Source organism: Pseudomonas sp. GW-45 (genome assembly GCF_056896675.1).
Genome location: NZ_CM167674.1, coordinates 297,691 through 323,141, shown reverse-complemented (window position 1 = coordinate 323,141; position 25,451 = coordinate 297,691). Strand labels below are relative to the sequence as shown.

Genomic DNA, 25,451 nt, shown 5'->3' with positions numbered 1-25,451 from the left:
ATGTTCACGGGTTACAAAAGCCCATCTGCGTGAGCCTGAAACTCTTAATATAGTGGTGCGACTACAGCAAAAAGGTCAGCCCCACTTGGAATAAACGCTCTACCGCCGGGACATCGCGTTGATCCGGCACAAACACGATGACGTGGTCGCCATCCTCAATTTGCGTGCTGTCGTGCGCGATAATCACATTCTCGCCACGCACCACCGCACCCACCACAGTACCCGGCGGCAGCGCCAGTTCATCTAGCCGGCGCCCCACCACTTGCGAGCTCTGCGCATCACCGTGGGCAACCGCTTCCATTGCCTCAGCGGCGCCGCGCCGCAGCGAGTGCACGGCCACCACGTCGCCCTTGCGTACATGGGTTAGCAGCGCGCCAATAGTTGCCTGTTGCGGGGAGATAGCAATATCAATATCTCCGCCCTGCACCAATTCGGCGTACGCCGGGTTACTGATCAGGCTTATCACCGTACGCGCGCCCATGCGTTTGGCCAACATAGAGGACATGATATTGGCTTCATCGTCATTGGTGACGGCCAAGAAGACATCAGTGCTCTCGATGCTTTCTTCGATCAACAGCTCGCGGTCTGAAGCGCTGCCGTGCAGCACAGTGGTGCGATGCAGCTGTTGCGAAAGCCACTGGCAGCGCTGCAGGTCATGCTCAATCAGCTTGACGCGGTAATCTCCTTCGAGCGCCTGAGCCAACTGCGCGCCAATGCTACCGCCGCCCGCGATAATGATGCGTTTGTAGCGTTTTTCACGCTGCCGCAGCTCGGTCAATACCGCTCGGATATCCGATTTCGCGGCCACAAAGAACAGCTCATCACCTTCCTCGATCACTGTATCGCCTTGCGGCACTATCGAACGATCGCGCCGAAAAATCGCGGCCACGCGAATTTCTACCGAGGGTAGTAGGCCTCGTAGCGATGCAATCTCATGCCCCACCAGCGCACTGCCATGCAACGCCCGTACGGCAACTAACTGGGCGCGACCGCCAGCAAAATTAATCACCTGTAGCGCACCGGGGAAGCGAATCAGCTTCTTCAGGTGCTGAGTAACCAGCGCTTCGGGGTTGATAAGCACATCGATTGGTACTGCCACTTTGGCAAACAGCGCTTGGCCTTGCTCCATGTAACCGGTTTCACGCACCCGCGCAATTTTGCGCGGCACGTTAAACAACGACTGCGCGACCTGACAGGCAATCATATTGATTTCGTCACTGTTGGTCACCGCCACCAGCATGTCGGCATCCTCCGCACCCGCACGCGCCAGCGTAACCGGGTGCGAACCCGGCGCACACAGTATCTTTATGCTTGGAAAGCGCTCCTGCAGCATTTGTAAACGCTGCTTGTCGATGTCCACCACAGTGATGTCTTTGGCCTCACCGACCAGATTTTCCACCAGACTGCGGCCCACCTGCCCCGCGCCCAGCACTATGATTCGCATCAACTATCTCCAACAATTTGCCTATGCCGCCGAGCCATCTCAGCCGCGCCAAAACATAGGGGTGAAGAGTACCATCAGGGTCAACAGTTCCAGCCGCCCCATTAACATAGCAAGCGACAGCAGCCATTTAGCGGCATCCGGCAGGCTGGCAAAGTTGCCCGCCGGCCCAATAATGTCGCCAAGCCCCGGACCGACGTTGGTCAATGCTGTGCTGGCAGCGGTCAAACTGGTCAGCAGATCCAGCCCCATCATTGCCAACAACAAGGTTACAACTGCCAGAGTGACAAAAAACAGAAAGGAAAAAGCGATTGCCGAAAGGATAATGTCATCCTGCACCGGCTTGCCGTTGTATTGGGTGACAAAGATACCGTTGGGATGGACCAGCTTGCGAATCTGTGTACGCAAAAACAGATAGCTAAGCTGGAAGCGAAACACCTTCATGCCACCGCTAGTGGAGCCCGAGCAACCACCAATGAAAGTCACCACAAAGAACAGGGCGATACCGAATGTGCCCCACTGAGTGTAATCATCGGCGGCAAAACCGGTGGTGGTAATCACCGACACCAAATTGAAAGCAGCCTTGGTAAAAGCTTCGAACGGCGAGAACAGATTGAGGTTGATCAAATCCACCGTCAGTAGCAGCGTCACCACCAGGATGATGCCAAGAAAACCCAACACCTGCTGATTCTTAAATAACGCCATCGAAGGCCTACGTGCAAAAGCAATCAGCAGGGTGAAAGGCAGTGCACTGAGAATCATGAATAGGGTTGAGACCCAGAGCACCGGCGCGCCGAAGCGTCCCATGGAACGATCGTCGGTTGCAAAACCACCCGTGGAAACCGTCGCCATCGCGTGATTTATCGCGTCAAACAGCGTCATGCCGACCAGCCAATAGCTGGTGATACAGGCAACGGTGAGCGACAGATACGTCAGCACCAACAAACGCGCCAACGATTGAATGCGCGGTATCGACTTATCCGACCAATCGGACGATTCGGTATGGAACAAGCGCATGCCACCAATACGCAGAAACGGCAGGATGGATACTGCCATGCCGATTACACCTAGCCCACCCATCCACTGCAGTAGCGAGCGCCAGAGCAGCAGGCTGGGTGCCAGGTGTTCAATATCGCTGAGGACCGTTGAACCTGTCGTAGTAATCCCAGACACGGCTTCGAAGACCGCATCCACGGCACTCAGTTGAAAGTGACTGAAAAACAACGGCAAGGCGCCCACCAGCGACATCATCACCCAACTGAGACTGGTCAACAGGTAAAGCTGGCGGGAAATCAAATGGAAACCTACAGAGCGGCAACTGAACACCAGAAACAAACCGCAACCCACGGAAATACCGCAGGAAATCAAGAAGACTTCCATCTCCGGATCCTGCCGCCACCAGGCAAACACTGCCACGCAGGCCATCAAGCCCGACATGATCAGAATCAAAATGCCACACACAAATAATACCGGACGCAAAAACCGGATCATGCTCAGGCTCCCACCCGTCCAAAATGTTCAGCACATAATACTCAAACACCAGCCTGCGCGCCGAGAATCTATATCGCTCTGATTTTACAGTGAAGCATTAAAACCATGGATTTATCGCTTTAACTCGCCACAATTGACTCGGTTTAGCTTTAGCGACTTTGTTGCATGAGCTGCAAAGCGTACACAATGACAAGCTTCATAACGAAAAACCCTCTGCCGAGACTGATTTGGGCGATATCCAGTATCGAGGCTCGGCAAAGCCCTGTTACGCGTTGCGCTAAGCTCCAAACCAGACTATTGAGGCCGGTGCTCAAGCCAGCGAGATCTTTAACCTCGGTGCTCTAAACCAGCATGTTGCTATGGCCACGGAATTTATTAGTCCACAGCGGGGTCATTGAAATATGGATTTAAATCTTAAGGACATTTGGCGGCTGAACTCAGCCAAGGACATACGATGACTTTTCTTATTTTTCTTCTGGCCTGCGGCGCCGCGGCGACTACCGGCATCATTTTTAAACCAGGGCAGTGGTACGAAAGCCTCATCAAACCCAACTTCACTCCCCCCAACTGGTTATTCCCCGTCGCATGGTCGTTTATTTATCTGCTACTCGCCTGGGTAGGCCATCGCCTCTCGTCAATACCCGGCAGCCAAGTACTTCTGGCGCTTTGGGCGGCGCAAATTGCCCTTAACACACTATGGACGCCGGTGTTTTTTGGCGCGCAACGTATTTTCGCCGGGATGATTATTATTGCGCTGCTGTGGCTGGTAGTCGCGGCCATGGTGTTAATGGCATTGCGGCTCGACGTAATCAGCGGGCTGTTATTGCTGCCTTACCTCGCATGGCTGTGCGTAGCAGCGGCACTTAATTATTCAATCTTGCGCAAGAACCGCTGGTGATGCCTGGCAACTCGGCGTCCAAAACACTCTGGTCCGCTAGCAAGCAGGACCTTGAGCAAGTACAGGCCTTTAACAAAAAATTGGCCTGGTTACCTCGCTTTAAGATGCGCAACCGTTTCACGCCTCGATTGATTCAGGGGCTACTGCGCGTCAGCCAAATAGGCGGCGATCAAAAGTTGCGCAAACAAGGGCTTAGTGTTGAAAACCAGATAATCACTGTGGGCAACGTTTCAGTGCCTGTGCGCATAATCAGACCCAAAGCAGAAACAAAAGGTGTAGTGCTCGATTTTCACGGGGGTGGCTGGGTGATTGGCAACGCCCAGATGAACGATAAATTCAATATCGCCATGGTGAAGGAGTGCAACGTAACAGTGGTGTCGGTCGATTATCGGCTTGCCCTTCCAGCTCCGATAGCAGCGCTGACTAAAGATTGTGCCTGCGCCGCCCGCTGGCTATTGCGCGACGACAATAGCGAGTTTGCTGATTTGCCGGTGGTTGTCGTAGGCGAGTCAGCCGGAGCACATCTCGCCGTAGCGGCTTTACTTGAATTAAAGAAATGGCCAGTCTCGTTTGCGCGATTAACCGGAGCTTTGCTGTATTACGGTGTGTACGATCTAACGGGAACCCCGAGCGTCCGAGCAGCGCCACCGGAAACTCTGGTGCTGGACGGCCCAGGGATTGTGGAAGCGCTGCGCATGCTGACGCCGGATTTGAGCGATGAGCAACGCAGCGCGCCGCCAATGTCGCCCTTGCACGGGGACTTTACCAACTTTCCTCCCGCGCTCATGTTCGCTGGTGAGCTAGACCCGCTAATAGACGATACGCTCAACCTGGCTGATAGGTGGAGCGCATCCGCAGCCGTTGAGCTAAAAGTACTGCCGTCATCGCCACACGGACTTATCCATTTCCCGACCAAGCTAGCCGGCGACGTGCTGACACACGCTCGGCATTGGATTACCGCGCGAAACGAGGATTTTTATCGGAGCAAGTGATGCCGTTTTTCTCTTACGGAAAGTCATGCGGCGTGGTTAAAGGCTGGCCACTATTCGGACGAAAGCGGCCCCTGCGACCTTTCGCATAAAAGCCAAGCCAGCCTTACGCGAGCAGCTCGCTAATCAATCGAATCTGCCGGGTGATGTGCTGCACTTTCTCCTCGGGAACCGCATGTCGCGCCCGCGCAAAGTGAGTCAGGGTCAGCTGCTTATGGCGCAGCATGCGCTGCCATTTGGCGAGAAACGCAGGGGTACGTGCTTTTATCTGCAGCGGCCCGAAGTACAACTCCTCTTCGGTGTACAGCATCAGCTCGGTACGCTCGGCGATGATGATCTCGTAATCGAAACGATCTTCATGCAACAACTCCTCGCAGAGAATGCAGTAACCGTTATCCATCAGCCATTGACGCAATGGCTGCTCGCCCCCGTTTGGCTGAAAAATCAGCCGTTCATGTCCGCTCAGATGTGCTTTGCCATTCTCGAGAATATCGCGAATAGTCTCGCCGCCCATGCCGCAGATGGTGATCGCGGTAATCTGGTCTGCTTCCTTGATCGCCTCAAGGCCATAAGCCAAGCGCACGGTAATCGAGCTGCCCAAGTCGTTTTTACGCACTGTACGCCCGGTCGCGTGGAACGGCGTCATAGCCACCTCGCCTGCCACCGCAGCAGCGATAGCCCCTCGCCGCATCAACGCCACCGGCAGGAAGCCGTGATCTGAGCCGATATCAGCCAGGCGTGCACCCGCTGGCACGTGCGCTGCCACACGCTCCAGGCGCATGGACAATGTATTTCCGTTCAACTGTTCTCCCCTTTCCACCGCGAACGACCTGAGCAGTTAGTTAGCTCGGGGCGAGACTTTATAGGGCAACGCGGTGCAGTTCAAATCCCGCAGCAAAGCGCATACAACGAGCTATATCTAGCGCACAGGAGCCGCCCTAACGCGGACCCGGCCCTTAACGACCGGTAACGGTAACGACGGACCCCAATTCGGTAAATGAGCGAGTGCCGGCGTTGCTCGAAACTACCAACCAAAGGACAACGAAAATCGCATCCGCAACGGCTCTATGGGGCCTTGGCGAGCGCCGCACATCTCATCATGGACGACGTGCTGTACTAACACACAGCTTAATGGAGGCGAGGATGGTGGTAGCTCACTCAGCAAGTCTCGTAGCTGCGCGCTAGAACGCAGCCGCAGTGTTTGGCCGCGACTATCGAGCAACGTGCAGCATTGACCCTGCCATTGCGCACGCAGGATATAAAAGCCACCTTCTAGCGATAGCAACTCCAACTCACGAATTTGACCGTCGGTGGCGAGCTTAAGCAGTTGCTGAATATCCATGCATATCCCCTCGTATCAAACCGTGCTTACCAAGGCAGGCGCTCGCCGTTATAGGAGAAAAATCCGCCACTGTCTTGGGCGGTACTTTGATCTACCACGGTGAGCAGTTCGACGGCTGCTTGCTCCGGAGGCCGTGCATTGGCCGCGCCGCGGAATGGTTGGGATAACGGCGATACCACGGTACCCGGATGCAGACTTAACAAGCGCGTTTTGGGCCGCTGGCGCGCGAGCTCTATGGCGGCGGTTTTGATCAGCATATTTAACGCAGCTTTAGAGGATCGGTAGGCGTACCAACCCCCCAGCCGGTTATCACCAATACTGCCAACCTTGGCAGACAATACGGCCATGGCACCCTTGGCATCCAACAATGGAACAAAATGCCGCAACACCAACGCCGGGCCCAATGTGTTGACCTGAAATACCCGCTGCAGAGACTCTGCCTCTATTGCTGCCAGCGATTTTTCCGGTTGCAAACCAGGCCCGTGCAGAATGCCTGTGGCCAATAGAATGAGTTGATAGGGCGCGTGCTGTGCCAAGGTGGCGCCCGCGATCGCGATACTGTCAGGACACTCTAAATCGAGCTTTGGAAGGGTTTCTCTGCCCAGCTCGGTTACCTGCGCACACGCGGGGTCGCTGCGCAGCGCCTCACAAAACGCCTGCCCCAATGCCCCACTGCTACCAATAACTAAAGCGCTATAGCCTTCACCGAACGACTGCAGACGCAGCATCAGCGTGCACCTAGGTAATAGTGGCAAGGCATCGGCCTTATCCTGGCGGCTCTGCTCAGGCTAACAGGGATGTTCATGATGCGTTTCATCAGCTGCTCGCGTTCTGGGTATGGCGCTATAAGTTGTACAAGCCTGAAGTTATGCACAGCGAAGGGCGAAAGCGCTCCGCCGATAGCGGGCTTACAGCGTATAACCTACCGCCTCGCAGCCAAACAATCTATACACAGCTTATACACAAAGCGCGTTATTAGAGCGGGGAACTACAGCGACTGATCATCAATTAGCACTTTGCTGCGAACTACAACTGAAACCGCGTAGCCCTAAACCGGTTCAACAACAGGTGCATCAAATACACCGCCGTCAGCGATAACGTCACCGCAATGGACAGGGAGGCAAAGCGATACAGATCGCTATAGAACAGGTCCTGGCGCGGCGTGAGGTACTGGCCGAACAGGATGGCCATGGTGGTGAGCGCGGCGAAGCCAGCGCCGGAGCCGCCTTCGAGCAGGTGAATTCGGGCAAACAACATTAGGCTGACCCAGAGTCCGGCCGCGACAAAAGGCAGCACATCAAAGTGATCCAGCAATACAAATTGCACCACCAGGCCGACGTTACAGCCCACCAGTGTACCCAGGGCGCGGTTCCAGCCCGCCGGTCCGGCGCCTTTCCAGTTCAGCGGAAACAGCACCAGAATGCTGGCAACCTGAGCCGAAAGACCGCTTTGCAAGTTGAACACCTGAAACACGATGAATGACAGCGTAGCTACGGTGGTGGCCAGTATCACTTCGTGGCGTTGATTGGTCAGGGGCTTGTTCGGCATTTGCCGCGGCTGGCGTGGCTCGACATCGGCGAAGAGCACCTGCATCAGCATGGCGATGCCCAGCGTGGTGAAGACCGAGACGATGTTGGAGGCGACTATGTCGCCAATGTCGGCCGTCGGGTAGCTGGCGAAGTGCAGCTGCATCGACATATTGACCACCGCCATGGCACCAAACAGGAAGTTGGGCCCGCGGCTCATCTCGCGAAACAGCAAGGCAAACATCGCGATCACCATGATCGTCATGGGCACCGGTTTGTCGCCGAACATCCCCTGAATGATCAGCACCGAGAAGCTCACTACCAGCATGTTGGCGATGAACTGGCGCATCACATGACCGTTCAGCTTCGGCACCATGCCCAGCAGCAATATGGGCTGCACCACAAAGAAAGCGCCGTAATTCCAGCCCATTAGCTTGCAGAGCAGAAAACCCAGCATGCCGCCGAAAGCGATACGCAGGCACTGACGCACGTCATTGGCGTCCAGTTGCTTCTTGCTGGTCAGCAATAGAGGTCTCATGCCGGCCTCAGTAGATGTAGTGCATGAGACTGACCAAGTGAATCTGCAAGCCACCCAATAGCGCCGCAAGACCACCCACCGGATACAGCTGAACTGTAGCGCGCGAGCCGGAGGGAAGCTGTGCCAGCAGTTCGGGCGTCTCGTCTAGCGCTAGATGAATGCGCTGACGCTGGGCATCTCGTACCCAGCGGTCAGAGGTCTCCGGTGCGGCCAGGCTGCCATCGGGCATCAACTGGCCCTGTAAGGTTCCGGCGTCTACGGCAGTCACCCGCGCGGTAAACACGTGGCCCGGCAACGCATCAAACACCACCGCAGCCTCTTCACCAACAGCCATATGCACCAATGATTTCTCGCGGAAATCGGCAATGACATCCGCTTCATCACTGACCAGCGCCGCTAATGAGTTACCCACTGCCGCGTAGGTGCCGGGCTTGATCTGCAGGTTGGAGACGATGCCGTCGGTTTCTGCGCGCACCTCGGTGTAACTCAAATTCAACTCGGCGCGCTCCAGATCATTACGTGCCTGACGCAGGCGCAGGTTATCTTCATCGGTTATGCCGCGTTGCACGCGCAACTGCTCGGCGCGCGCCTTGGCGCTGGCAAGGCTGGATTGGGCTCCCTGATAGCTGGATTGAGTTTGATCGTAGAGCTGCTGCGAGACGTTACGGCTAGCCAACAAGGTGCTCATACGTTTGTGCTCCCGCGCCAACTCATTGACCTGTACCTGCGCTGAGCGCACCTCGGCCTCCGCCGCTGCAAGCGATGCATCATAACCTTCGTTATCGCGCCCGGCTGCTTCCATTGCCAACTGGGCCTGTTGTACCGCCAGTTCATAGGAGCGCGGATCTATGCTGAACAACAGATCGCCGGCCCGTACATGCTGGTTGTCCTTCACGCGCACTTCAATGATCTGGCCGCTGACTTGCGGCGCGATGCGAATAACCGGATGCATCACCCGTGATTGCGGCGTGAGCGGCATCCACAGGTCAGCGGCGAGAAAATAAGCGAACACCAGCGCGAAAATAATGAGCGATACGCGGACCCAGCGCGCAAAAAGCTGATCGGGTGTCATTCACTTACCTCCTGCTGATTGCCAAGCAACGCCCGCACGTTGTGCTCCATGCTTATAAGCACCTCGGCGAAGGCATCCAGCTGCTGATCTGTCAGACCCTGGTAAATATCCTTGCGGACCTCGGCAATATGCGCTTCAAGCATGCACACTTGCTCACGCCCTGCCGCGGTAAACCACAAGCAATGCACACGGCCGTCAGCCGCATCCCGACGACGCTCGATCAGCTTTTTTTCCTCAAGCTGATTCAGCGTGCGCGTCAGCGATGGCATCTCGATAGCCAGCTCAGAGGCCAGCGCTTGCTGGGTACAGCCCTCGCCTACCTTGTCGAGATGCATCATCACGGCCAATCGCGCCTCGGTCATATCCAACTCGCCGAGCGCCTGATTGAGCGCGCTACGCCAAAGCCTGTGCACACGCCCCATGGCTGCTCCCATGGACGGCTTTAAGGTTTCGTGCAGTGGCAATATAGCCGTATTCAGTGCGCTCATAACCAGACTCCGACAACAATGATCAATATAGTTAGCTTGCTAACAATAGTACTACTGGAAAACTATTTAGCAAGCTAATAATTGTTCAGAGGTATCGCCATGGTTTGACAGCACCGGCAAATCAGCTATGAATTCATTCATCCGCGCAGAAATACGCCAACCACTCAGTAAGCGCCTCTGTCAGCAGCATGCACCTGAGTCCTAACATCTTTTCTCGGAGTTGCTATGGCCCTGCAATTGCTCGACTTTCTACCCATCGAAATGGTCTATCTGAGTCTGGTGCTGCTGATCATCCTATTTTTTGAAATCGGCTTTCAGATTGGCCGCACCGCACGTTCCGACAATGATGCGGATGCAGCAGGTGCTCTAGGCCCTATCGTTGGCGGGGTGCTGGCCATGCTCGCGTTTTTATTAGCCTTTGTATTCTCAATGGCAGCTAACCAACATTCCGTGCGCAAGGAGAACGTGCTGCAGGAAGCCAACGCCATCGGCACAACCTACCTGCGCACCGATCTTATCGACGCGCGTTATGGCGATCCGATGAAAACCCTGCTGCGCGAATACGTGGACCTGCGGGTAAATCATCTGCAAGATTACAGCGTCGAGGAGCTGATCAAAGCATCCGCAGAGTTGCAAACTGAGCTCTGGAATTTAATGGCCGCGGCTGACATAGCCAACCCTGGCCCCAATAGCATGATGCTGACCAATGCGCTGAATGACATGATCGATATGCAGGAAGTGCGTATTGCTGGCGTACTGTATGACCGCATTCCTGAAAGCATTCGCCTGACGCTGTTATTGATCGCCGCGCTAAGCATGATCACCCTCGGCGCGCAGGCTGGCACCTCGGGCGCGCGGCGCCTCATCGCGGTGATCCCGATGGCATTGGCCTTTGGCGCGCTGACCACCATAGTGCTAGACCTCGACCGTCCCGGTGAGGGCTTTATCCACGTCGAGCAATATGCCATGCAGCGCCTGCTCGAGAGCATGCAAATAACCCCTTGATGCTGTCGCCAGCTGCTGCTTTTGGGTAAAGTCGTCTACCAGATAGCCCCACAACTGCCAGCGAGTGCTCCATGTCCTATATCGAAGAATCCCTTTCCGACGGCGAAGCGGTCCGCACCATTTTTCAGCTGCACTGGTTTGCCAAAGTACCTATGTATTGCTGGATCGTGCTGGGCATTCCTACCCTTGGGATCACTTGGTTGGTGGCGATCTACGAGTATTTTCGTCTGCGCTCGATTGAGCAAGGCGTGACCAACAAGCGAGTGATCTTGAAGAAAGGCATCATCAGCCGACATACCGAAGAGATGAAGCTGACCTCCATCGAGACCGTGGAGATCGAGCAAAGCATTTGGGGGCGCATGTTTGGCTACGGCACTATCAAACTGACCGGTCGCGGAATCAGCGATGTGACCTTCAAGAACATTGATGACCCCATGGCCGTCAAACGCGAGATCGAGAGCGTTAGCAACCCGATCGCCTGAGTGGCCGTTAAAGCAGAAACAGCGTTGCAAGACCAAGAAAGGAGAGGAAGCCGACTACGTCGGTTATCGTAGTAAGAATAACGCTACCTGCCAGCGCCGGATCAATCCCAAAACGGCGCAGCAGCAAAGGGATCAACAACCCCGACGAGGCAGCGCATAGCAAATTTAGCAGAATGGCGGCGCCGATAATCGCGCCAATCTGCCAACTGCCAAACCAAACATACGCCAGCGCTGCTACCACCGCTGCCCAAACCAGCCCGTTGAGAAAGCCAATTCCCAGCTCCTTTGCTAACAGCAACCGCGCGTTGCCTCCCTCCACTTGCCCCAGCGCCAATCCGCGAATCACCAGCGTCAGCGTCTGACTTCCGGCAATGCCGCCCATGCTGGCCACAATCGGCATGAGCACTGCCAGCGCTACAATCTGCTCCAGCGTGCCCTGAAACAACCCAATCACCCAAGCCGCCAGAAACGCCGTAACCAGATTGATGCCCAACCAAACCGCCCGCCGCCGCGCACTGGTTAGCACGGGTGCGAACATGTCTGCTTCATCGTTGAGGCCGGCCAGTTTCATCATCGCGCGTTCGGAATCTTCGCGGATGATATCGATGACGTCATCCACCGTGATACGACCAAGCAGCACGCCCTCATCATCGATAACCGCCGCCGAGAGAATATCCAGATCTTCAAAGCGCCGGGCTACTTCATTGCTGGTAAGGGTTACATCCAGAGCCTTGAAGTCGGCATCCATCACCTCGCCAACCTGCATCTCAGGCGGACTGGTGACCAAGCGACTAAGGCGCAGCACGCCTTGATAGCGGTTCTTACGATCGACCACCATGACCTTATCGGTATGATCAGGCAGATCTTCCAGCAAACGGAGATAACGCAGTACCGAGCCCACACGCACATCTGCACGCACCGACAAATGGTCGGTATTCATCAAGCCGCCAGCTGAGTCCTCAGGGTAGGACAGCATCGACAGTAGTTGTTGACGCTTGCGCACGTCCATCGTCTGCAACAGGCGGCGGCCATTGCCTGCAGGCAGATCCTGAATAAGGTCAACCAGATCATCCAGGTCCAGCTTCTGGGCAGCTGCGGCCAGTTCCTGCTCGTCCATCTCCAGCGCCAGCCGGGCCCGCACTTCATCATGCAGATGCACCAGAATCTTGCCCGCGCGCTCCGCGTCGAGCATGTCCCACACGGTGCTGCGTTCATCGGGTGGCAAGGCCTCAAGCAAGCCAGCAGCCTTAGCCGGATGCATCTGTCGGAACGCCTTACCGACGCGCTTGTGCTTGCCCGCCTCCAGGGAGTCACGCACGCGCGCAATCTGTGTGGTTGCGCCGTGCTCGTCGTCTTCATCCAACTCATCCGAGAGCGCATCGTCATGCGGATCGCGCAGCAGGCTAGCTGCCATCAGCGCGTCCAGATGCCGCAATACGTGCTCTTCGGTATTGTCATCGACCTGCTGCCACGCAACCCGCCGCTGCTCAGGATCAAGCGCTTCCAGCACGCTGGCGACCTTGCCCGGATGCATCACGCGCAACAATTTGCGCACACGCTTATGCTTGCCTTTGTCCAGCGCTTCGGCAATCGCATCGAGTTCGGTATGAATGGCGTGCTTGTCAGCTTCACTCATCGGCGAGTTTGACTCCTGTGGCTGAATCGGACATCGAACAGTCAAGGCCCCGCGCAACATCGAAGCGTGCTTCGATCAAGTGGTGACGGCCAACGCCGCCGAGTGGCAGGTGCTGTTACAGATGCGTCCTAATGTACCCTTGGCAGACGCTCCGCACCAGAACGTAGTCACCGTCGCAGCCGATTGCGGTCACTCGCAGAATGGCGATTCAAGGTCGCCCGCAAAATAAATTCAAAGCACACACAAACCACATCAAGCGCACAAACAGGCTCCTCAGACTGAGAACATCACTCAACCAGGGAGACTCAACATGAAGCCTGTGATCGCATGGATATTCATCGTCAGCAGCCTGTTCTGCCAGCACTTACTGGCAAGCGAGCCCGACAACCACCAGCCACAAACCGGGCTATTTCTACTTCGCGCCAACGCTCAGTCTGACTGGCAGCCGGCGCTGCTGCTCAACACCTATGTGGATGTACAGATTAGCGGCCCCATTGCGCAGGTACGCGTGCGCCAGCATTTTGCCAACCCCGGCGACGCCTTCGCCGAAGGCAGCTATGTGCTGCCGCTTAGCGAGAATGCTGCCGTACACGGCATGACGTTGGACATAGGAGAGCGGAAAATCGTCGGCCAGATTCACGAGAAAGCCGAAGCCAAAGCGATATACGAGCAGGCCAAACGCAACGGCCAGAGCACCGGGCTGACCGAACAGCAACGGCCCAATCTGTTTCGCACCTCGGTGGCCAATATCGCCGCTGGCGAGCAGATCACCGTTACGCTGGAATACACCGAGCTGCTGGTACCGGATGCTAATAAGTACAGCCTGCGCCTGCCGCTCACCATGACACCGCGCTACGCCGCCAAGCCACAAGCGAGCGATCAGCCAGCGCCGCACTCAAGCACCTCACAGGCACACCCCGAAGGCTCCATCATTACCGCAGATGAGGCTGATACTGCATCGCATCACGCGCGGCTAAATATCTATCTGGATCAAGGCATGCAGCTGGAGCAGGTGCGCAGCCCAAGCCACCAGCTTAGCGCTGACTATGATGGCCGGGGCTACGGTATTCGTCTGGCGCAGAACCCGGTGCGCATGGATCGTGACTTCGTGCTCGAATGGCAAATGCCCGCCGCCGGCAATCAGGCTGCAGTATTCAGCGAGCAGGTGGGTGAAGATCATTACGCGTTGCTGATGCTCTCGCCAGCAGCGCAACCGGCCAGCTCTGAGCGTCAGCCGCGCGAGGTTATGCTGATTATCGACACCTCTGGTTCGATGCAGGGCGAACGCATTCGCCAGGCGCGGCGCAGCTTGATTCACGCACTGGGCCGATTACAGCCGGAAGATCGCTTTAACGTGCTGGAATTCAACAGTTATCACAGCATGCTGTTCCGCGAGCCGCAGCTAGCCAGCCCGGATAACCTCGCACAGGCCAGCCAATGGGTCGCCGGTCTTAATGCGGATGGCGGCACCGAAATGCTCCCCGTGCTGCGCGATGCACTGAGCCAACCCAACGAGCCAGGCTACCTGCGGCAGCTAATTTTTATCACCGATGGCTCGCTCAGTAACGAGCAAGCAGTACTCAGCATGATTCATCAGCGTCTGCGTCAATCACGGCTGTTCACCGTCGGTATTGGTGCTGCACCGAATAACTACCTGCTGCGCAAGGCCGCCGAGCTGGGTCGCGGGCAGTTCACCCCGATAAACGAAAGCGAAGGCGTGACCGAAGCCATGAACCGCCTATTCGAGAAGCTCGAGTCGCCGGTACTGACCAACCTGAGCATCACCCTCCCCGAGGGTATTCAAGCTGAGATCTGGCCTGAGAAATTACCCGACCTTTATGCAGGACAGCCGCTGGTGGTCGCCATGAAGCTTAACCGAATGCCAGAACAGATCACCCTGCATGGCCAGCAACCCGAGCCTTGGCAGCAGGAGTTAAAGCTGCCTGCCGATCAGCAGCACAACGGCGTCGCACGGCTGTGGGCACGCAGTAAAATCGAAGCGCTGATGGATCAAATCAAACGCGGTACGGATGAGAGCAAGGTTCGCCCTACCGTGCTGGAGGTCGCGCTGCAGCACCAACTGCTGAGCAACTACACCAGTTTTGTTGCGGTCGAGCAGGTGCAGGTGCGTGATTCGAACACGCCGCTGCACTCACAGCAGATTGCTAACCTGAATCCGGTTGATCATCGTATGTACCCACAAACCTCGCTCGGTTTGGCGCGCATCTGGAGTCTGTCAGCACTGCTCCTGTTGGCGGCGTTAGCGCTACTGTTCTGGCGCCGTCCAGCCCATGCGTAAGCTGATCGCGCTCGGCCTGCTGCTCGGCGCCTTCGGGCTCGCCGGGCAGGGGCTCTGGTTACAGGGCAAAGCGGTACTGGCGCAGTGGTTGATTGCCCACGCGTGGGAGCAGCAACTCGCCAGCGGGCAACCGGTCAAACCCTGGGCCTGGGCCGACACCTGGCCCGTCGCGCGCTTGAGTGGCCCCAACGGCGAGGTGAGTTACGTGCTCTCCGGGGTTAGCGGTCAGGCGCTGGCGTTCGGACCGGGGCAACTCGACAACGGCGTGCAACCCGGAGACCTCGGCACCCTGCTACTGGCTGGCCACCAGGACAGCCACTTTGCCTTTTTACAGCGACTCAAGGATGGCGAGCAGTTGCGCGTTCAGGCCGCCGACGGACAAGAGTACGTGTACCGCATCGCTAGCCAGCGGGTGGTGGATAGCCGGTATGAACAGATCGCCCTGCAACACAGCCACGCCGAGCTACAGCTGGTAACCTGCTTCCCGTTTGCCGCGCTGACCAGCGGTGGCCCGATGCGTTACGTGGTCAGTGCCTGGCTGGAACCCACCGGGTGATTGCACTAGCGCACGGGAAAACGCCACAATCAGAACCCGAAGCGCAGCCGCAGCAATAGCGCATACAAGGAACGCCGGCATGGGCGATAAAATACTGATCATTGAAGACGAGCCGGCCATCGCCGATGCGCTGCTCTACGCGCTGACCACCGAGGGCTTTGAAGCGCACTGGTGTGGGCTGGCGCGCGATGGCATGAGCTGGCTAAAGCAAAACCCAGTGGATTTGGTGGTACTCGACGTTGGTCTGCCGGACGAAAGCGGCTTTGAACTCTGCCGCCGCATCCGTCAATTTTCCGCAGTGCCGATCATGTTTCTAACCGCGCGCAAGGAAGAGGTGGATCGCATCGTCGGGCTGGAAATCGGTGCCGACGATTATGTGGTTAAGCCGTTCAGCCCGCGTGAAATATCCGCCCGCGTGCGCGCCATTTTGCGCCGCGCTCGCCCTGCCGCAGCGCCAAGTGAGCCAACGGAAGGCGCGCTCTTTGTGCACGACGAAGAGCGCAAACGTATTCGCTATCACCAGCAGTGGTTAGAACTGACCCGCTACGAATACCTGATCCTTAGCGCCCTGCTGCGCCATCCGGAACACATTCTTAGCCGAGACCAGTTAATGGATGCAGCCTGGAGTGATCCCGCCGCAAGCCTGGACCGGGTAATCGATACGCACATAAAGGGCATTCGCACCAAACTTAAAAAAATCCTGCCGGGCAACGAGCCCATCGTTACTCATCGTGGGCTCGGCTACAGCATTGAGTTAAGCCGCAGCGAGCCCGCTGCGTGAGCTTTAGCACGCGCATTCTGATCGCCTGGTTTCTGCTTGCCGGACTAGCCACGGTGCTGTTTCTCAACAGCATCCTCAATCAAGTACCCTCCTCCGTGCGCCAGGCCAGCGAGGAGGTATTGGTCGACAGCAGCAATCTGTTGGCGGAAGTCGCCAGCCTGCACTGGGATGAGGGCTTCAGCGAGGGTTCACCCTTTAATCAAGCCGTACAGCGTTACCTTAAGCGGCCGCTGGACGCGCATATCTGGTCACGGCATAAAACCCAGAGCGAGCTGGTGGTGTATCTCACCGATAATCGCGGCCAGCTGATTTATCACAGTGACCCGAGCCTGATCGGCAGCGACTTTTCCGACTGGCGCGATGTCGCTATGACTCTGCGTGGTGAATACGGCGCGCGCACCACGCGCACCGACCCGGACGACGAGAACACCAGTTATATGTACGTTGGCGCTCCGGTTATCGACGGCGACCGCCTGCTTGGCGTGCTGTCGCTCGGCAAACCCACCGCCAGCCTGCATCCCTTTATTACCCTGGCGCACGGATATTTCTGGCAGCGCGGCGGCATCATTCTGCTCTGTGCACTACTGCTCGGCGCGGCGATGTCGATCTGGATGACCCGTTCGATTCGCCGGCTGGTGAATTACGTGGAACGCGCGCGGCATGGTGAACGCGTCAGCCCACCCGTGTTGGGTGACCGCGAGCTCGATCGGCTAGCCCGCGCCACCGAAGCCATGCGCCAGGAGATCGACGGCAAGGCCTACGTTGAGCAGTACGTGCACACCCTGACCCACGAGATGAAATCACCGCTGTCCGCCATTAAAGGTGCCGCCGAATTACTGCAGGAGGCTGGCGTACCGGACACTATGCGCGAGCGCTTCCTTGGTAATATCGACTACGAGTCTGCACGACTGCAACGCTTAGTTGATCGTCTGCTGTCGCTTGCCAGCGTAGAAAAACGTCAGCAGCTAGAGCAGCCGGAAGAGCTCGACCTGGCCGAGATTCTGCACCATGAGCTGGAAGCCAAACGCCCTCTGGCACAGAAGAAACAACTGCAGCTTGAGTTGAGTTGCCAGGGTGACACGCTGCTCCAGGGCGAGGCGTTTCTGCTGGAACAGGCCATTAGCAATTTGCTCGATAACGCCATCGAGTTCTGTCTGCCCGAAGGGCGGGTGGAAGTGGAGCTATGCGGGGAGAGTGAAGAGCCATTGCAGTTGAAAGTACGCAACGATGGCCCGGCGGTGCCGGACTACGCGCTGGCTCGGGTGTTCGAGCGCTTCTATTCACTGCCCAGACCCGATAGCCAGCGCAAGAGCACCGGCCTGGGGTTGAGCTTTGTCAGTGAGATCACGCAACTGCATCACGGTCAGATCAAGCTATACAACCTCGACGCCGGTGGCGTCGAGGTGTGTTTAACACTGCCGCGCGAGCAACCGGATCAGTCCTCGTAAGACTCAATCGGTGGACAGGCGCAAAACAGGTTGCGGTCACCATAAACGTTGTCGATACGGTTAACGCTCGGCCAGAACTTATTAGCCGCGACCCAACTCTGCGGGAATACGGCCTCTTCACGGGTGTAGGCACGTTGCCAGTCGCCCGTGATGTCTGCCAAGGTGTGTGGCGCGTTGTGCAGCGGGTTATCTTCCGCTGTCCACTCGCCATGCTCGACCTTGCGAATCTCCGCGCGAATCGTCAGCATCGCATCAACAAAGCGATCCAGCTCAGCCTTGGATTCACTCTCGGTCGGCTCGATCATCAGCGTACCGGCCACCGGGAACGACATGGTCGGCGCATGGAAGCCAAAGTCCATCAGACGCTTGGCGACGTCTTCCTCGGTAATCCCTGACGCAGCCTTGAGCGGACGAATATCAATAATGCACTCATGTGCCACCCGGCCATTACGGCCGCTATACAGCACCGGATAAGCATCACCCAGGCGCTTGGCCAGATAGTTGGCGTTGAGAATCGCCACTGCGGTGGCCTGACGCAGGCCAATCGCGCCCATCAGTGCAATGTAGGTCCAGCTGATCGGTAAAATGCTCGCACTACCCCAAGGTGCGGCACTAACCGCGCCGTTCTGCGGATTGGGGCCATCCAGCGGCACAACCGGGTGGTTAGCCACGAAGGGTGCCAAATGCGCCTTCACGCCGATAGGGCCCATACCAGGGCCACCGCCGCCGTGCGGGATGCAGAAGGTTTTATGCAGATTCATGTGCGACACGTCGGCTCCGATATCCGCCGGCCGAGTCAGACCCACCTGTGCGTTCAAGTTGGCACCGTCCATGTACACCTGGCCGCCGTGCTGATGGATAATGTCGCAAATCTCGCGGATACCTTCTTCATACACGCCGTGGGTTGATGGGTAAGTAATCATCAGACAGGATAGCTTGTCAGCATTGTCCTCGGCCTTCTGGCGCAAATCAGCCACATCTACGTTGCCCTGATCATCACAGGCCACCAATACCACGCGCATACTGGCCATCATGGCTGAGGCCGGGTTAGTACCGTGCGCGGACGTGGGGATCAGGCAGACGTCGCGATGCGCGTCATCATTGGCTTCGTGATACTTACGGATCGCCAGCAAACCTGCGTATTCGCCCTGCGCACCCGAGTTGGGCTGCATGCAGATGGCATCAAAGCCGGTGATGCCGCGCAGCATGGTTTCCAGCTCATCGATCAGCTGCTTGTAACCTTCAGCTTGCGCCAAAGGAACAAAGGGATGCAGTTGGCCAAACTCGGGCCAGGTGATCGGAATCATCTCAGTGGTGGCGTTCAGCTTCATGGTGCAAGAGCCGAGCGGGATCATCGAGTGGTTGAGAGCCAGATCCTTGTTCTCCAGGGACTTGATGTAGCGCAGCATCTCGGTTTCCGAGTGATAGCTGTTGAACACCGGATGCGTTAGGAACTCGGAGGTACGACGGAGCGCGGCGGGAATACCCTGTTCGCCACCGGCAACCTGAGAATCCAATGCCGCCAGGTTCTGGCCGTGCGCAGTACCCGCAAACACGGCCAACAGCGCCTCGACACTAGCGCGGGTGCTGGTTTCATCCAGGCTTACGCCAACCGCATCGCCGTCGATCATGCGCAGATTAATCCGCGCGGCGCGGGCACGCTCAACAATCTCGCCTGCTTTGCCCGGCACGTTCAGAGTTAGGGTATCGAAGAAGCTCTGATTGCTGCGGCTGATGCCCACCGCTTCGAGGCCAGCAGCCAAAATCGCGGTCAGGCGGTGCACCCGCTCAGCGATAATTTTCAAGCCCTGCGGGCCGTGATAAACAGCGTAAAAACTGGCGATATTGGCCAGCAGCACCTGAGCAGTACAGATGTTGGAGTTAGCCTTCTCGCGGCGAATATGTTGCTCGCGGGTTTGCAACGCCATACGCAGCGCACGGTTGCCACGGGTATCTACCGATACGCCAATGATGCGACCAGGCATGGCCCGCTTGTAAGCATCACGTGTAGCAAAGAAGGCGGCGTGGGGCCCGCCGTAGCCCATCGGCACACCAAAACGCTGGGCAGAACCAAAGACCACATCAGCACCCAGCTCGCCGGGTGAAGTCAACATGACCAACGCCAGCAAATCAGCCGAGACACAAGCCAGACCCTTTTGCGCCTGAACCTGATCGATCAAGGGTTTGAGATCACGAATCTCGCCCCACGTAGTCGGGTACTGGAACAGCGCACCAAACACCTCGTGTTCGCCTAAGGTGGAAACATCACCCACCACAACATCAAAGCCAAACGCCTCGGCGCGCGTGAGCACGACAGAGATGGTTTGCGGGTGGCAATCTTCATCTACAAAGAACAGGTTGCTCTTGCTCTTGGCCACGCGCTTGGCGAGCGCCATGGCTTCCGCCGCTGCAGTCGCTTCATCCAGCAAAGAAGCGCTCGCCAGTTCCATACCGGTCAGATCGATGGTCAGTTGCTGAAAGTTCAGCAATGACTCAAGACGACCCTGGGCAATTTCCGGCTGATAGGGCGTATAGGCGGTGTACCAGCCCGGATTTTCCAGCACGTTACGCAGGATCACCGTAGGCGTCAGGGTACCGTGGTAGCCCATGCCAATGCAGGAGGTAAACACTTGATTGCGCGCAGCTACCTGCTTCAGGTAACTCAAGACTTCCGCTTCACTGCGCGGCGCGCCCAGCTCCAACAACTCATTGCGCAGAATGCTCTGCGGCACAGTCTGGCTAACCAGATCTTCCAGTGACGTGGCGCCCAAGGTATCGAGCATGGCCTGCTGCTCGGCGGCGTCAGGGCCGATATGCCGACGAATAAAGTCGTCGGTCTGTTCCAGGTCAGTGAGGCTGAAGGAGTTACTCATGGATGGTTACCTGCAAAAGACGAGTGGCGCAAAAGAGTGAAAGCAAAAAGCCCTGACGCGAATCAGGGCTTTCACTGCAAACGGGGAAACAACAGCTCAGATAGCAGCGCCGTAGGCGTCAGCATCCAACAGCTTATCCAGCTCGCTGGCATCGCTTGGTTTGATTTTGAAAAACCAAGCTTCGCCATAGGGCTCGCTATTGACCAGCTCTGGCGAGTCGGTCAACGCCTCGTTGACGGCGATGACTTCGCCGCTGATGGGTGCGTAAATATCGGATGCAGCTTTAACCGACTCAACCACTGCACACTCTTCGCCAGCAGTGATCTGACGGCCAACATCCGGGCACTCGACAAACACCACATCGCCCAGCAAATCCTGAGCGTGATCGGTAATGCCTACGGTAACAGTGCCATCGGACTCCAAACGGGACCATTCATGGCTGGAGGCGTAACGCAGATCGGCGGGAATATTGCTCATGGGTATGTCCTCAAAAAATAAACGTAAAGGTGTTCGATTTATCCAACTTACTCAGCGACGGCTTGGCCGTTGCGCACAAAGCAGGGTTTAACCACCCGCACATCAAGCTGCTTACCGCGAATTTCGACCTTGGCACTACTGCCAATAACCGTGTCACGCGGTACCCGTGCCAGCGCAACCGAGTAGCCCAGCGTTGGAGAAAAAGTGCCGCTGGTGATTTCGCCTTCACCTACGCCCTCTACAATCACCTTTTGGTGACCGCGCAGAACGGCGCGCTCGGACAATACCAAGCCCACTTGTTTAGGCTGATCGCCAGCCTCTTTCTGGGCGGTCAAGGCGGCGCGGCCAATGAAGTCGCGCTCGGCTGGTTCCCAGGCAATGGTCCAAGCCATGTTGGCCGCGAGCGGCGAGATGCTTTCGTCCATATCCGAGCCATAGAGATTCATGCCCGCTTCCAGACGCAGGGTATCGCGCGCGCCCAGACCACAGGGTTTACAGCCGGCAGCCAAGAGTGCGTCCCAAAAGGCAGGAGCAGCGGCACCAGGCAGCATGATTTCCAGACCGTCTTCACCGGTATACCCGGTGCGACCGATAAACCAGCCACCTTCAGGCAGCCCTTGAAAAGGTTTCAGGTCGCTGATCAACGCGGCGCAAGCATCAGTCACTACGCTTCTGGCAACTTCGATAGCGCGTGGCCCCTGCACGGCAATCATAGCCAACTCAGATCGCTCGGTCAGAGTGACGGCAAATGACTCAGCTTGACGGTTCATCCAATCCAGATCTTTCTCACGGGTCGCGGCGTTCACCACCACCCGGTAACCATCCACGGTCAAATACACGATCAGATCGTCGATGACCCCGCCTTGCTCGTTCAGCATGCCGCTATACAGCGCCTTGCCGGAGGACTTAAGACGGGCCACGTCATTGGCCAACAAATACTGCAGATAGTTCTGGGCTTCAGTGCCGGTTACGTCCACCACAGTCATGTGGGACACGTCGAACATGCCGACGTCACGGCGCACCTGATGGTGCTCTTCTAACTGAGAACCGTAGTTGAGGGGCATGTCCCAACCGCCGAAATCGACGATTTTGCCGCCGGCGGCGAGATGCTGTTCGTACAGGGGGGTCCGCAATGCCATGCAGCAGTCCTTCAGTCTGTAGGATTTCAAAGCCGGGATTGTAGCCGCAAACCAGTGCGCTGTGCAGCCCTTCACCCAACGGTGCGATTAGTGGTGCCAATAGTGACGCCGACGCGGCGGTAGCAACGCGACGTCGGAGCCTAGCCTGGCCGCTGCGCCGAGCGGCGAACCAGGATAATCACCGGCAATAGCCCGGCCAGCACCAAACTCAGCGCTGGGAGTGCCGCGCGCGGCCAGTCACCCTCGGCGGTCAAACCATAAATACGCACTGCCAGGGTGTCCCAGCCGAAAGGCCGCATCAACAGCGTAGCAGGCATTTCTTTCAGCACATCGACGAAAACCAATAACGCTGCGCTGAAAATGCCCGGCAGCAGCAACGGCAGATAGATGCGCCAGAGCACACTGAGACCAGTATGCCCAAGGCTGTGCGCCGCCTCAGGCAGCGCCGGTCTGATGCGCGCCAACGAAGTGTCTAACGGGCCGCTGGCAACTGCCATAAAGCGAATCAGATAAGCCAGCAGCAGGGCGAACAAACTACCCAACAGCAAAGGCGCCGGGTTCTCAGCGCCCAACCAGGTGCGCAGCGGAATGATCAATTGATTATCAGCAAAGCTGAACGCAAACATAATACCCACAGCCAGCACCGAGCCCGGCAGCGCATATCCCAGGTTAGCTAGCGCCACTGCCGAGCGCACTCGGCGCAACGGTTGTAGCCGCCGTGCCAAGACCAACAGCAAGGCCACAGTCACCGTCGCCAGCGCAGCAATACTACCCAATAGCAAGGTGCTGCGGATCAGCCCCCAGTAACGGCTGTCAAAGTCACTTTTGCCACTACTGATGAGCCAGTACAGCAATTGCAAAACGGGAATAATAAAAGCCACAGAAAGCACCAGCAGACAGAATCCGAAGGCGAACCAAGCGCGGGTGCCACGTAATCGGTATAGAGCCCCCTGCCGTGGACGTTCGGCTCCTGGGAAACGCTTGCTGCCCTGCGCGCGCCGCTCCGCGTAGAGTGCAACCAGCACAAACAACAGCAGCAGGCTAGCTAACTGGGTGGCGGTCTGCAGACTAAAAAAGCCGTACCAGGTTTTGTAGATAGCAGTGGTGAAGGTGTCGTAGTTAAATACCGACACCGCGCCGAAATCCGCTAACGTTTCCATAATCGCCAAAGCAGCACCCGCGCCAACGGCTGGACGCGCCATCGGCAAAGCCACACGCCAGAACGCTTGCCACGGCGTATGACCTAGCACTCGCGCTGCGTCCATGAGGCCACGACCTTGTGCCAAAAAAGCTCCGCGGGCGAGCATATAAACGTAGGGATAGAAAACCAAGACCAACACCATGATCACGCCGCCCGTGGAGCGGATCGACCACATTCGAAAATCGCTGCCCAGCCACTCACGCAGAAGGGTCTGCAAGGGACCGGCGAAATCCAGCAAACCAATCATCACAAAAGCCAACACATAGGCCGGGATGGCAAAAGGCAACATTAACGCCCAATCAAACCAGCGCCTACCAGGAAACTCACACATGCTGGTCAGCCACGCGAGGCTGACACCGAGCAGCACGACGCCGCTTACTACACCCAGCGTCAACACCAGCGTATTGCGCAGCAGGCGCGCCATCTGCGTCTGCAACAGATGCGTCCAGATCGACATGTCGAGGCTGTTCCAGCTCAGCGCCAACACTAACAGCGGCAGCAGAACCAGGGCCGCAGCAGCGTAGGCAACCAGACGCCAGCGACGTTTATCAGGGATGGAGCGGTGCAGCACAGCAACTCCTGCTAGCAGGCTGTTGGAAGAGAGTAGGCGAGGTAGCCCAGATACAAAAACGCCCGGTCAACTGACCGGGCGTTCAGTATATCGACAAATGCCGATCAAGGCTTTGCCGCGAAACAGATCAGTGCCAGCCTACCCGATCCATCATCATGATGGCCTCGGCCTGACGACGACCAGCCACTTCAACATTAATGTTATCGGTCTTGAACTCACCCCAAGAAGCGACTTCCGCCGAAGGCGCAACCGACTCATTAGCAGGGAATTCTTGGTTTACATCAGCAAACACGCGCTGGGCTTCTTCGGTGGTCAGCCACTCGAGGAAAGCAATCGCGCCCTGGCGATGTTTGGCGTAGTGGGTCACACCGGCGCCAGAGATGTTGACGTGAACACCACGGTCAGCCTGATTCGGCCAGAACAACTTGACCGGCAACTCAGGGTTGGCGACTTCAAGGCGACCGAAATAGTAACTATTGACGATACCCACGTCGCACTGACCAGCGGCAATGGATTGCAGCAGGGCCGTGTCATCAGGAAATACCGGTGTAGCGAGATTATTGACCCAGCCCTGCAATACTTCCGTGGTGCGCTCCGGGCCCAGAGTTTCGATCATAGTGCCCGTCAGCGACTGGTTGTATACCTTCTTGGCAGTACGCAAACACAAGCGGCCCTGCCATTCGCTATCGGCCAACGCTTCATAAGTACTCAAAGTAGCGGGATCGACACGCTCAGTGGAGTAAGCAATAGTACGCGCGCGCAACGATAAACCAGTCCAGTAACCATTGGCAGACCGGTACTGAGCTGGAATATTCGCCTCGATCACATCGGATTTGACCTCACGTAGCACGCCCTGCTGCTCGGCCTGCCAGAGGTTGCCGGCGTCAACCGTAATCAGCAAGTCGGCCGGAGTATTGGCACCTTCGGCTTTCAAGCGGGCTAGCAACGGCGCTTCGCTGTCGGTAATGAACTGGATGGTGGTACCGGTCTTTTCGGTATACAGGTCGAACACAGGCTTGATCAGGTGATCCTGGCGGGAAGAATAGACAACCAGTTCTTTGGCCTGAGCAATACTACCCAGCGTGCTAAGTGCGAGCCCAATGACGGCTGCATTGCGAATCACTGACATGGAAACGCCTCTTGGTCGGAAAAAGAGGCTAGATGATAATGATTAAGCTTTAGCTTATCAATGCATTAG

At 57.0% G+C, this 25,451-nt stretch carries 22 protein-coding genes; 8 read left to right on the top strand and 14 right to left on the bottom strand.

Going from position 1 to position 25,451, the window contains the following annotated elements; genetic code table 11:
• Window positions 1–61: 61 nt before the first annotated feature.
• Together trkA and AC1XYH_RS01420 are read right to left on the bottom strand one after the other, a co-directional pair.
• Entirely contained in the window at window positions 62–1,444 is a 1,383-nt protein-coding gene (gene trkA / locus AC1XYH_RS01425; RefSeq protein ID WP_483324895.1) for a Trk system potassium transporter TrkA, read from the bottom strand.
• A 39-nt stretch (window positions 1,445–1,483) separates the two neighbouring features.
• Window positions 1,484–2,932: a TrkH family potassium uptake protein gene (locus AC1XYH_RS01420; protein WP_483324894.1), complete on the bottom strand. Its 1,449-nt coding sequence runs from the start codon at window positions 2,930–2,932 to the stop codon at window positions 1,484–1,486.
• 454 nt (window positions 2,933–3,386) lie between these two features.
• On the opposite strand from AC1XYH_RS01420, the gene tspO reads away from it, so the two are divergent.
• Together tspO and AC1XYH_RS01410 are read left to right on the top strand one after the other, a co-directional pair.
• Complete coding sequence (tspO, locus tag AC1XYH_RS01415) at window positions 3,387–3,830, top strand: tryptophan-rich sensory protein TspO (RefSeq protein ID WP_483326274.1); 444 nt, start codon at window positions 3,387–3,389, stop codon at window positions 3,828–3,830.
• Entirely contained in the window at window positions 3,830–4,822 is a 993-nt protein-coding gene (locus AC1XYH_RS01410) for an alpha/beta hydrolase (protein ID WP_483324893.1), read from the top strand. The genes tspO and AC1XYH_RS01410 overlap by 1 nt, the downstream gene beginning before the upstream one ends.
• A 103-nt stretch (window positions 4,823–4,925) precedes the next feature.
• On the opposite strand, the gene AC1XYH_RS01405 is transcribed toward AC1XYH_RS01410, so the two are convergent.
• From AC1XYH_RS01405 to AC1XYH_RS01380, 6 genes are all read right to left on the bottom strand, one after another.
• The gene (locus AC1XYH_RS01405; protein WP_483324892.1) at window positions 4,926–5,621 is read right to left on the bottom strand and encodes a tRNA (adenine(22)-N(1))-methyltransferase; all 696 of its coding nucleotides are present in this window, start codon (window positions 5,619–5,621) and stop codon (window positions 4,926–4,928) included.
• 222 nt (window positions 5,622–5,843) lie between these two features.
• On the bottom strand, window positions 5,844–6,161 hold the full coding sequence (locus AC1XYH_RS01400) for a DUF6482 family protein (protein WP_483324891.1): 318 nt from the start codon (window positions 6,159–6,161) through the stop codon (window positions 5,844–5,846).
• A gap of 26 nt (window positions 6,162–6,187) precedes the next feature.
• Complete coding sequence (locus AC1XYH_RS01395; RefSeq protein ID WP_483324890.1) at window positions 6,188–6,889, bottom strand: SDR family NAD(P)-dependent oxidoreductase; 702 nt, start codon at window positions 6,887–6,889, stop codon at window positions 6,188–6,190.
• Between the two features lie 298 nt (window positions 6,890–7,187).
• Window positions 7,188–8,225 carry a DUF2955 domain-containing protein gene (locus tag AC1XYH_RS01390; RefSeq protein ID WP_483324889.1) on the bottom strand — a complete coding sequence of 346 codons (1,038 nt, stop codon included), beginning with the start codon at window positions 8,223–8,225 and terminating at the stop codon, window positions 7,188–7,190.
• 7 nt (window positions 8,226–8,232) lie between these two features.
• Window positions 8,233–9,297 carry an HlyD family secretion protein gene (locus AC1XYH_RS01385; RefSeq protein WP_483324888.1) on the bottom strand — a complete coding sequence of 355 codons (1,065 nt, stop codon included), beginning with the start codon at window positions 9,295–9,297 and terminating at the stop codon, window positions 8,233–8,235.
• The gene (locus AC1XYH_RS01380; RefSeq protein ID WP_483324887.1) at window positions 9,294–9,785 is read right to left on the bottom strand and encodes a MarR family winged helix-turn-helix transcriptional regulator; all 492 of its coding nucleotides are present in this window, start codon (window positions 9,783–9,785) and stop codon (window positions 9,294–9,296) included. The genes AC1XYH_RS01385 and AC1XYH_RS01380 overlap by 4 nt, the downstream gene beginning before the upstream one ends.
• A 225-nt stretch (window positions 9,786–10,010) precedes the next feature.
• Between AC1XYH_RS01380 and AC1XYH_RS01375 the strand changes: the two genes are divergently transcribed.
• Window positions 10,011–10,790, top strand: coding sequence for a bestrophin-like domain (locus AC1XYH_RS01375; RefSeq protein ID WP_483324886.1), 780 nt, complete (start codon window positions 10,011–10,013; stop codon window positions 10,788–10,790).
• A gap of 71 nt (window positions 10,791–10,861) precedes the next feature.
• On the top strand, window positions 10,862–11,272 hold the full coding sequence (locus AC1XYH_RS01370) for a PH domain-containing protein (protein ID WP_483324885.1): 411 nt from the start codon (window positions 10,862–10,864) through the stop codon (window positions 11,270–11,272).
• A gap of 7 nt (window positions 11,273–11,279) precedes the next feature.
• Here the strand turns inward: AC1XYH_RS01370 and mgtE are convergent, their stop codons facing one another.
• Window positions 11,280–12,908: a magnesium transporter gene (gene mgtE, locus AC1XYH_RS01365; protein ID WP_483324884.1), complete on the bottom strand. Its 1,629-nt coding sequence runs from the start codon at window positions 12,906–12,908 to the stop codon at window positions 11,280–11,282.
• Between the two features lie 310 nt (window positions 12,909–13,218).
• On the opposite strand from mgtE, the gene AC1XYH_RS01360 reads away from it, so the two are divergent.
• The 4 genes from AC1XYH_RS01360 to creC all read left to right on the top strand — a co-directional run bounded on the left by AC1XYH_RS01360 (window position 13,219) and on the right by creC (window position 17,992).
• On the top strand, window positions 13,219–15,207 hold the full coding sequence (locus tag AC1XYH_RS01360; RefSeq protein WP_483324883.1) for a marine proteobacterial sortase target protein: 1,989 nt from the start codon (window positions 13,219–13,221) through the stop codon (window positions 15,205–15,207).
• Window positions 15,200–15,763 carry a class GN sortase gene (locus tag AC1XYH_RS01355; protein ID WP_483324882.1) on the top strand — a complete coding sequence of 188 codons (564 nt, stop codon included), beginning with the start codon at window positions 15,200–15,202 and terminating at the stop codon, window positions 15,761–15,763. Before AC1XYH_RS01360 ends, AC1XYH_RS01355 begins: the two co-directional genes overlap by 8 nt.
• A 79-nt stretch (window positions 15,764–15,842) precedes the next feature.
• On the top strand, window positions 15,843–16,544 hold the full coding sequence (creB, locus tag AC1XYH_RS01350) for a two-component system response regulator CreB (RefSeq protein ID WP_483324881.1): 702 nt from the start codon (window positions 15,843–15,845) through the stop codon (window positions 16,542–16,544).
• Window positions 16,541–17,992: a two-component system sensor histidine kinase CreC gene (gene creC, locus AC1XYH_RS01345; protein WP_483324880.1), complete on the top strand. Its 1,452-nt coding sequence runs from the start codon at window positions 16,541–16,543 to the stop codon at window positions 17,990–17,992. Before creB ends, creC begins: the two co-directional genes overlap by 4 nt.
• Here the strand turns inward: creC and gcvP are convergent.
• The 5 genes from gcvP to AC1XYH_RS01320 form a co-directional block, all read right to left on the bottom strand.
• Window positions 17,980–20,865 carry an aminomethyl-transferring glycine dehydrogenase gene (gene gcvP, locus AC1XYH_RS01340; protein WP_483324879.1) on the bottom strand — a complete coding sequence of 962 codons (2,886 nt, stop codon included), beginning with the start codon at window positions 20,863–20,865 and terminating at the stop codon, window positions 17,980–17,982. The genes creC and gcvP overlap by 13 nt on opposite strands.
• 96 nt (window positions 20,866–20,961) lie before the next feature.
• On the bottom strand, window positions 20,962–21,342 hold the full coding sequence (gcvH, locus tag AC1XYH_RS01335) for a glycine cleavage system protein GcvH (protein WP_483324878.1): 381 nt from the start codon (window positions 21,340–21,342) through the stop codon (window positions 20,962–20,964).
• A gap of 47 nt (window positions 21,343–21,389) precedes the next feature.
• Window positions 21,390–22,481: a glycine cleavage system aminomethyltransferase GcvT gene (gcvT, locus tag AC1XYH_RS01330; protein ID WP_483324877.1), complete on the bottom strand. Its 1,092-nt coding sequence runs from the start codon at window positions 22,479–22,481 to the stop codon at window positions 21,390–21,392.
• Window positions 22,482–22,621: 140 nt separating this feature from the next.
• Window positions 22,622–24,253: an ABC transporter permease gene (locus AC1XYH_RS01325; protein WP_483324876.1), complete on the bottom strand. Its 1,632-nt coding sequence runs from the start codon at window positions 24,251–24,253 to the stop codon at window positions 22,622–22,624.
• Window positions 24,254–24,380: 127 nt separating this feature from the next.
• Window positions 24,381–25,382, bottom strand: coding sequence for an extracellular solute-binding protein (locus AC1XYH_RS01320; RefSeq protein ID WP_483324875.1), 1,002 nt, complete (start codon window positions 25,380–25,382; stop codon window positions 24,381–24,383).
• Window positions 25,383–25,451: the final 69 nt, after the last annotated feature.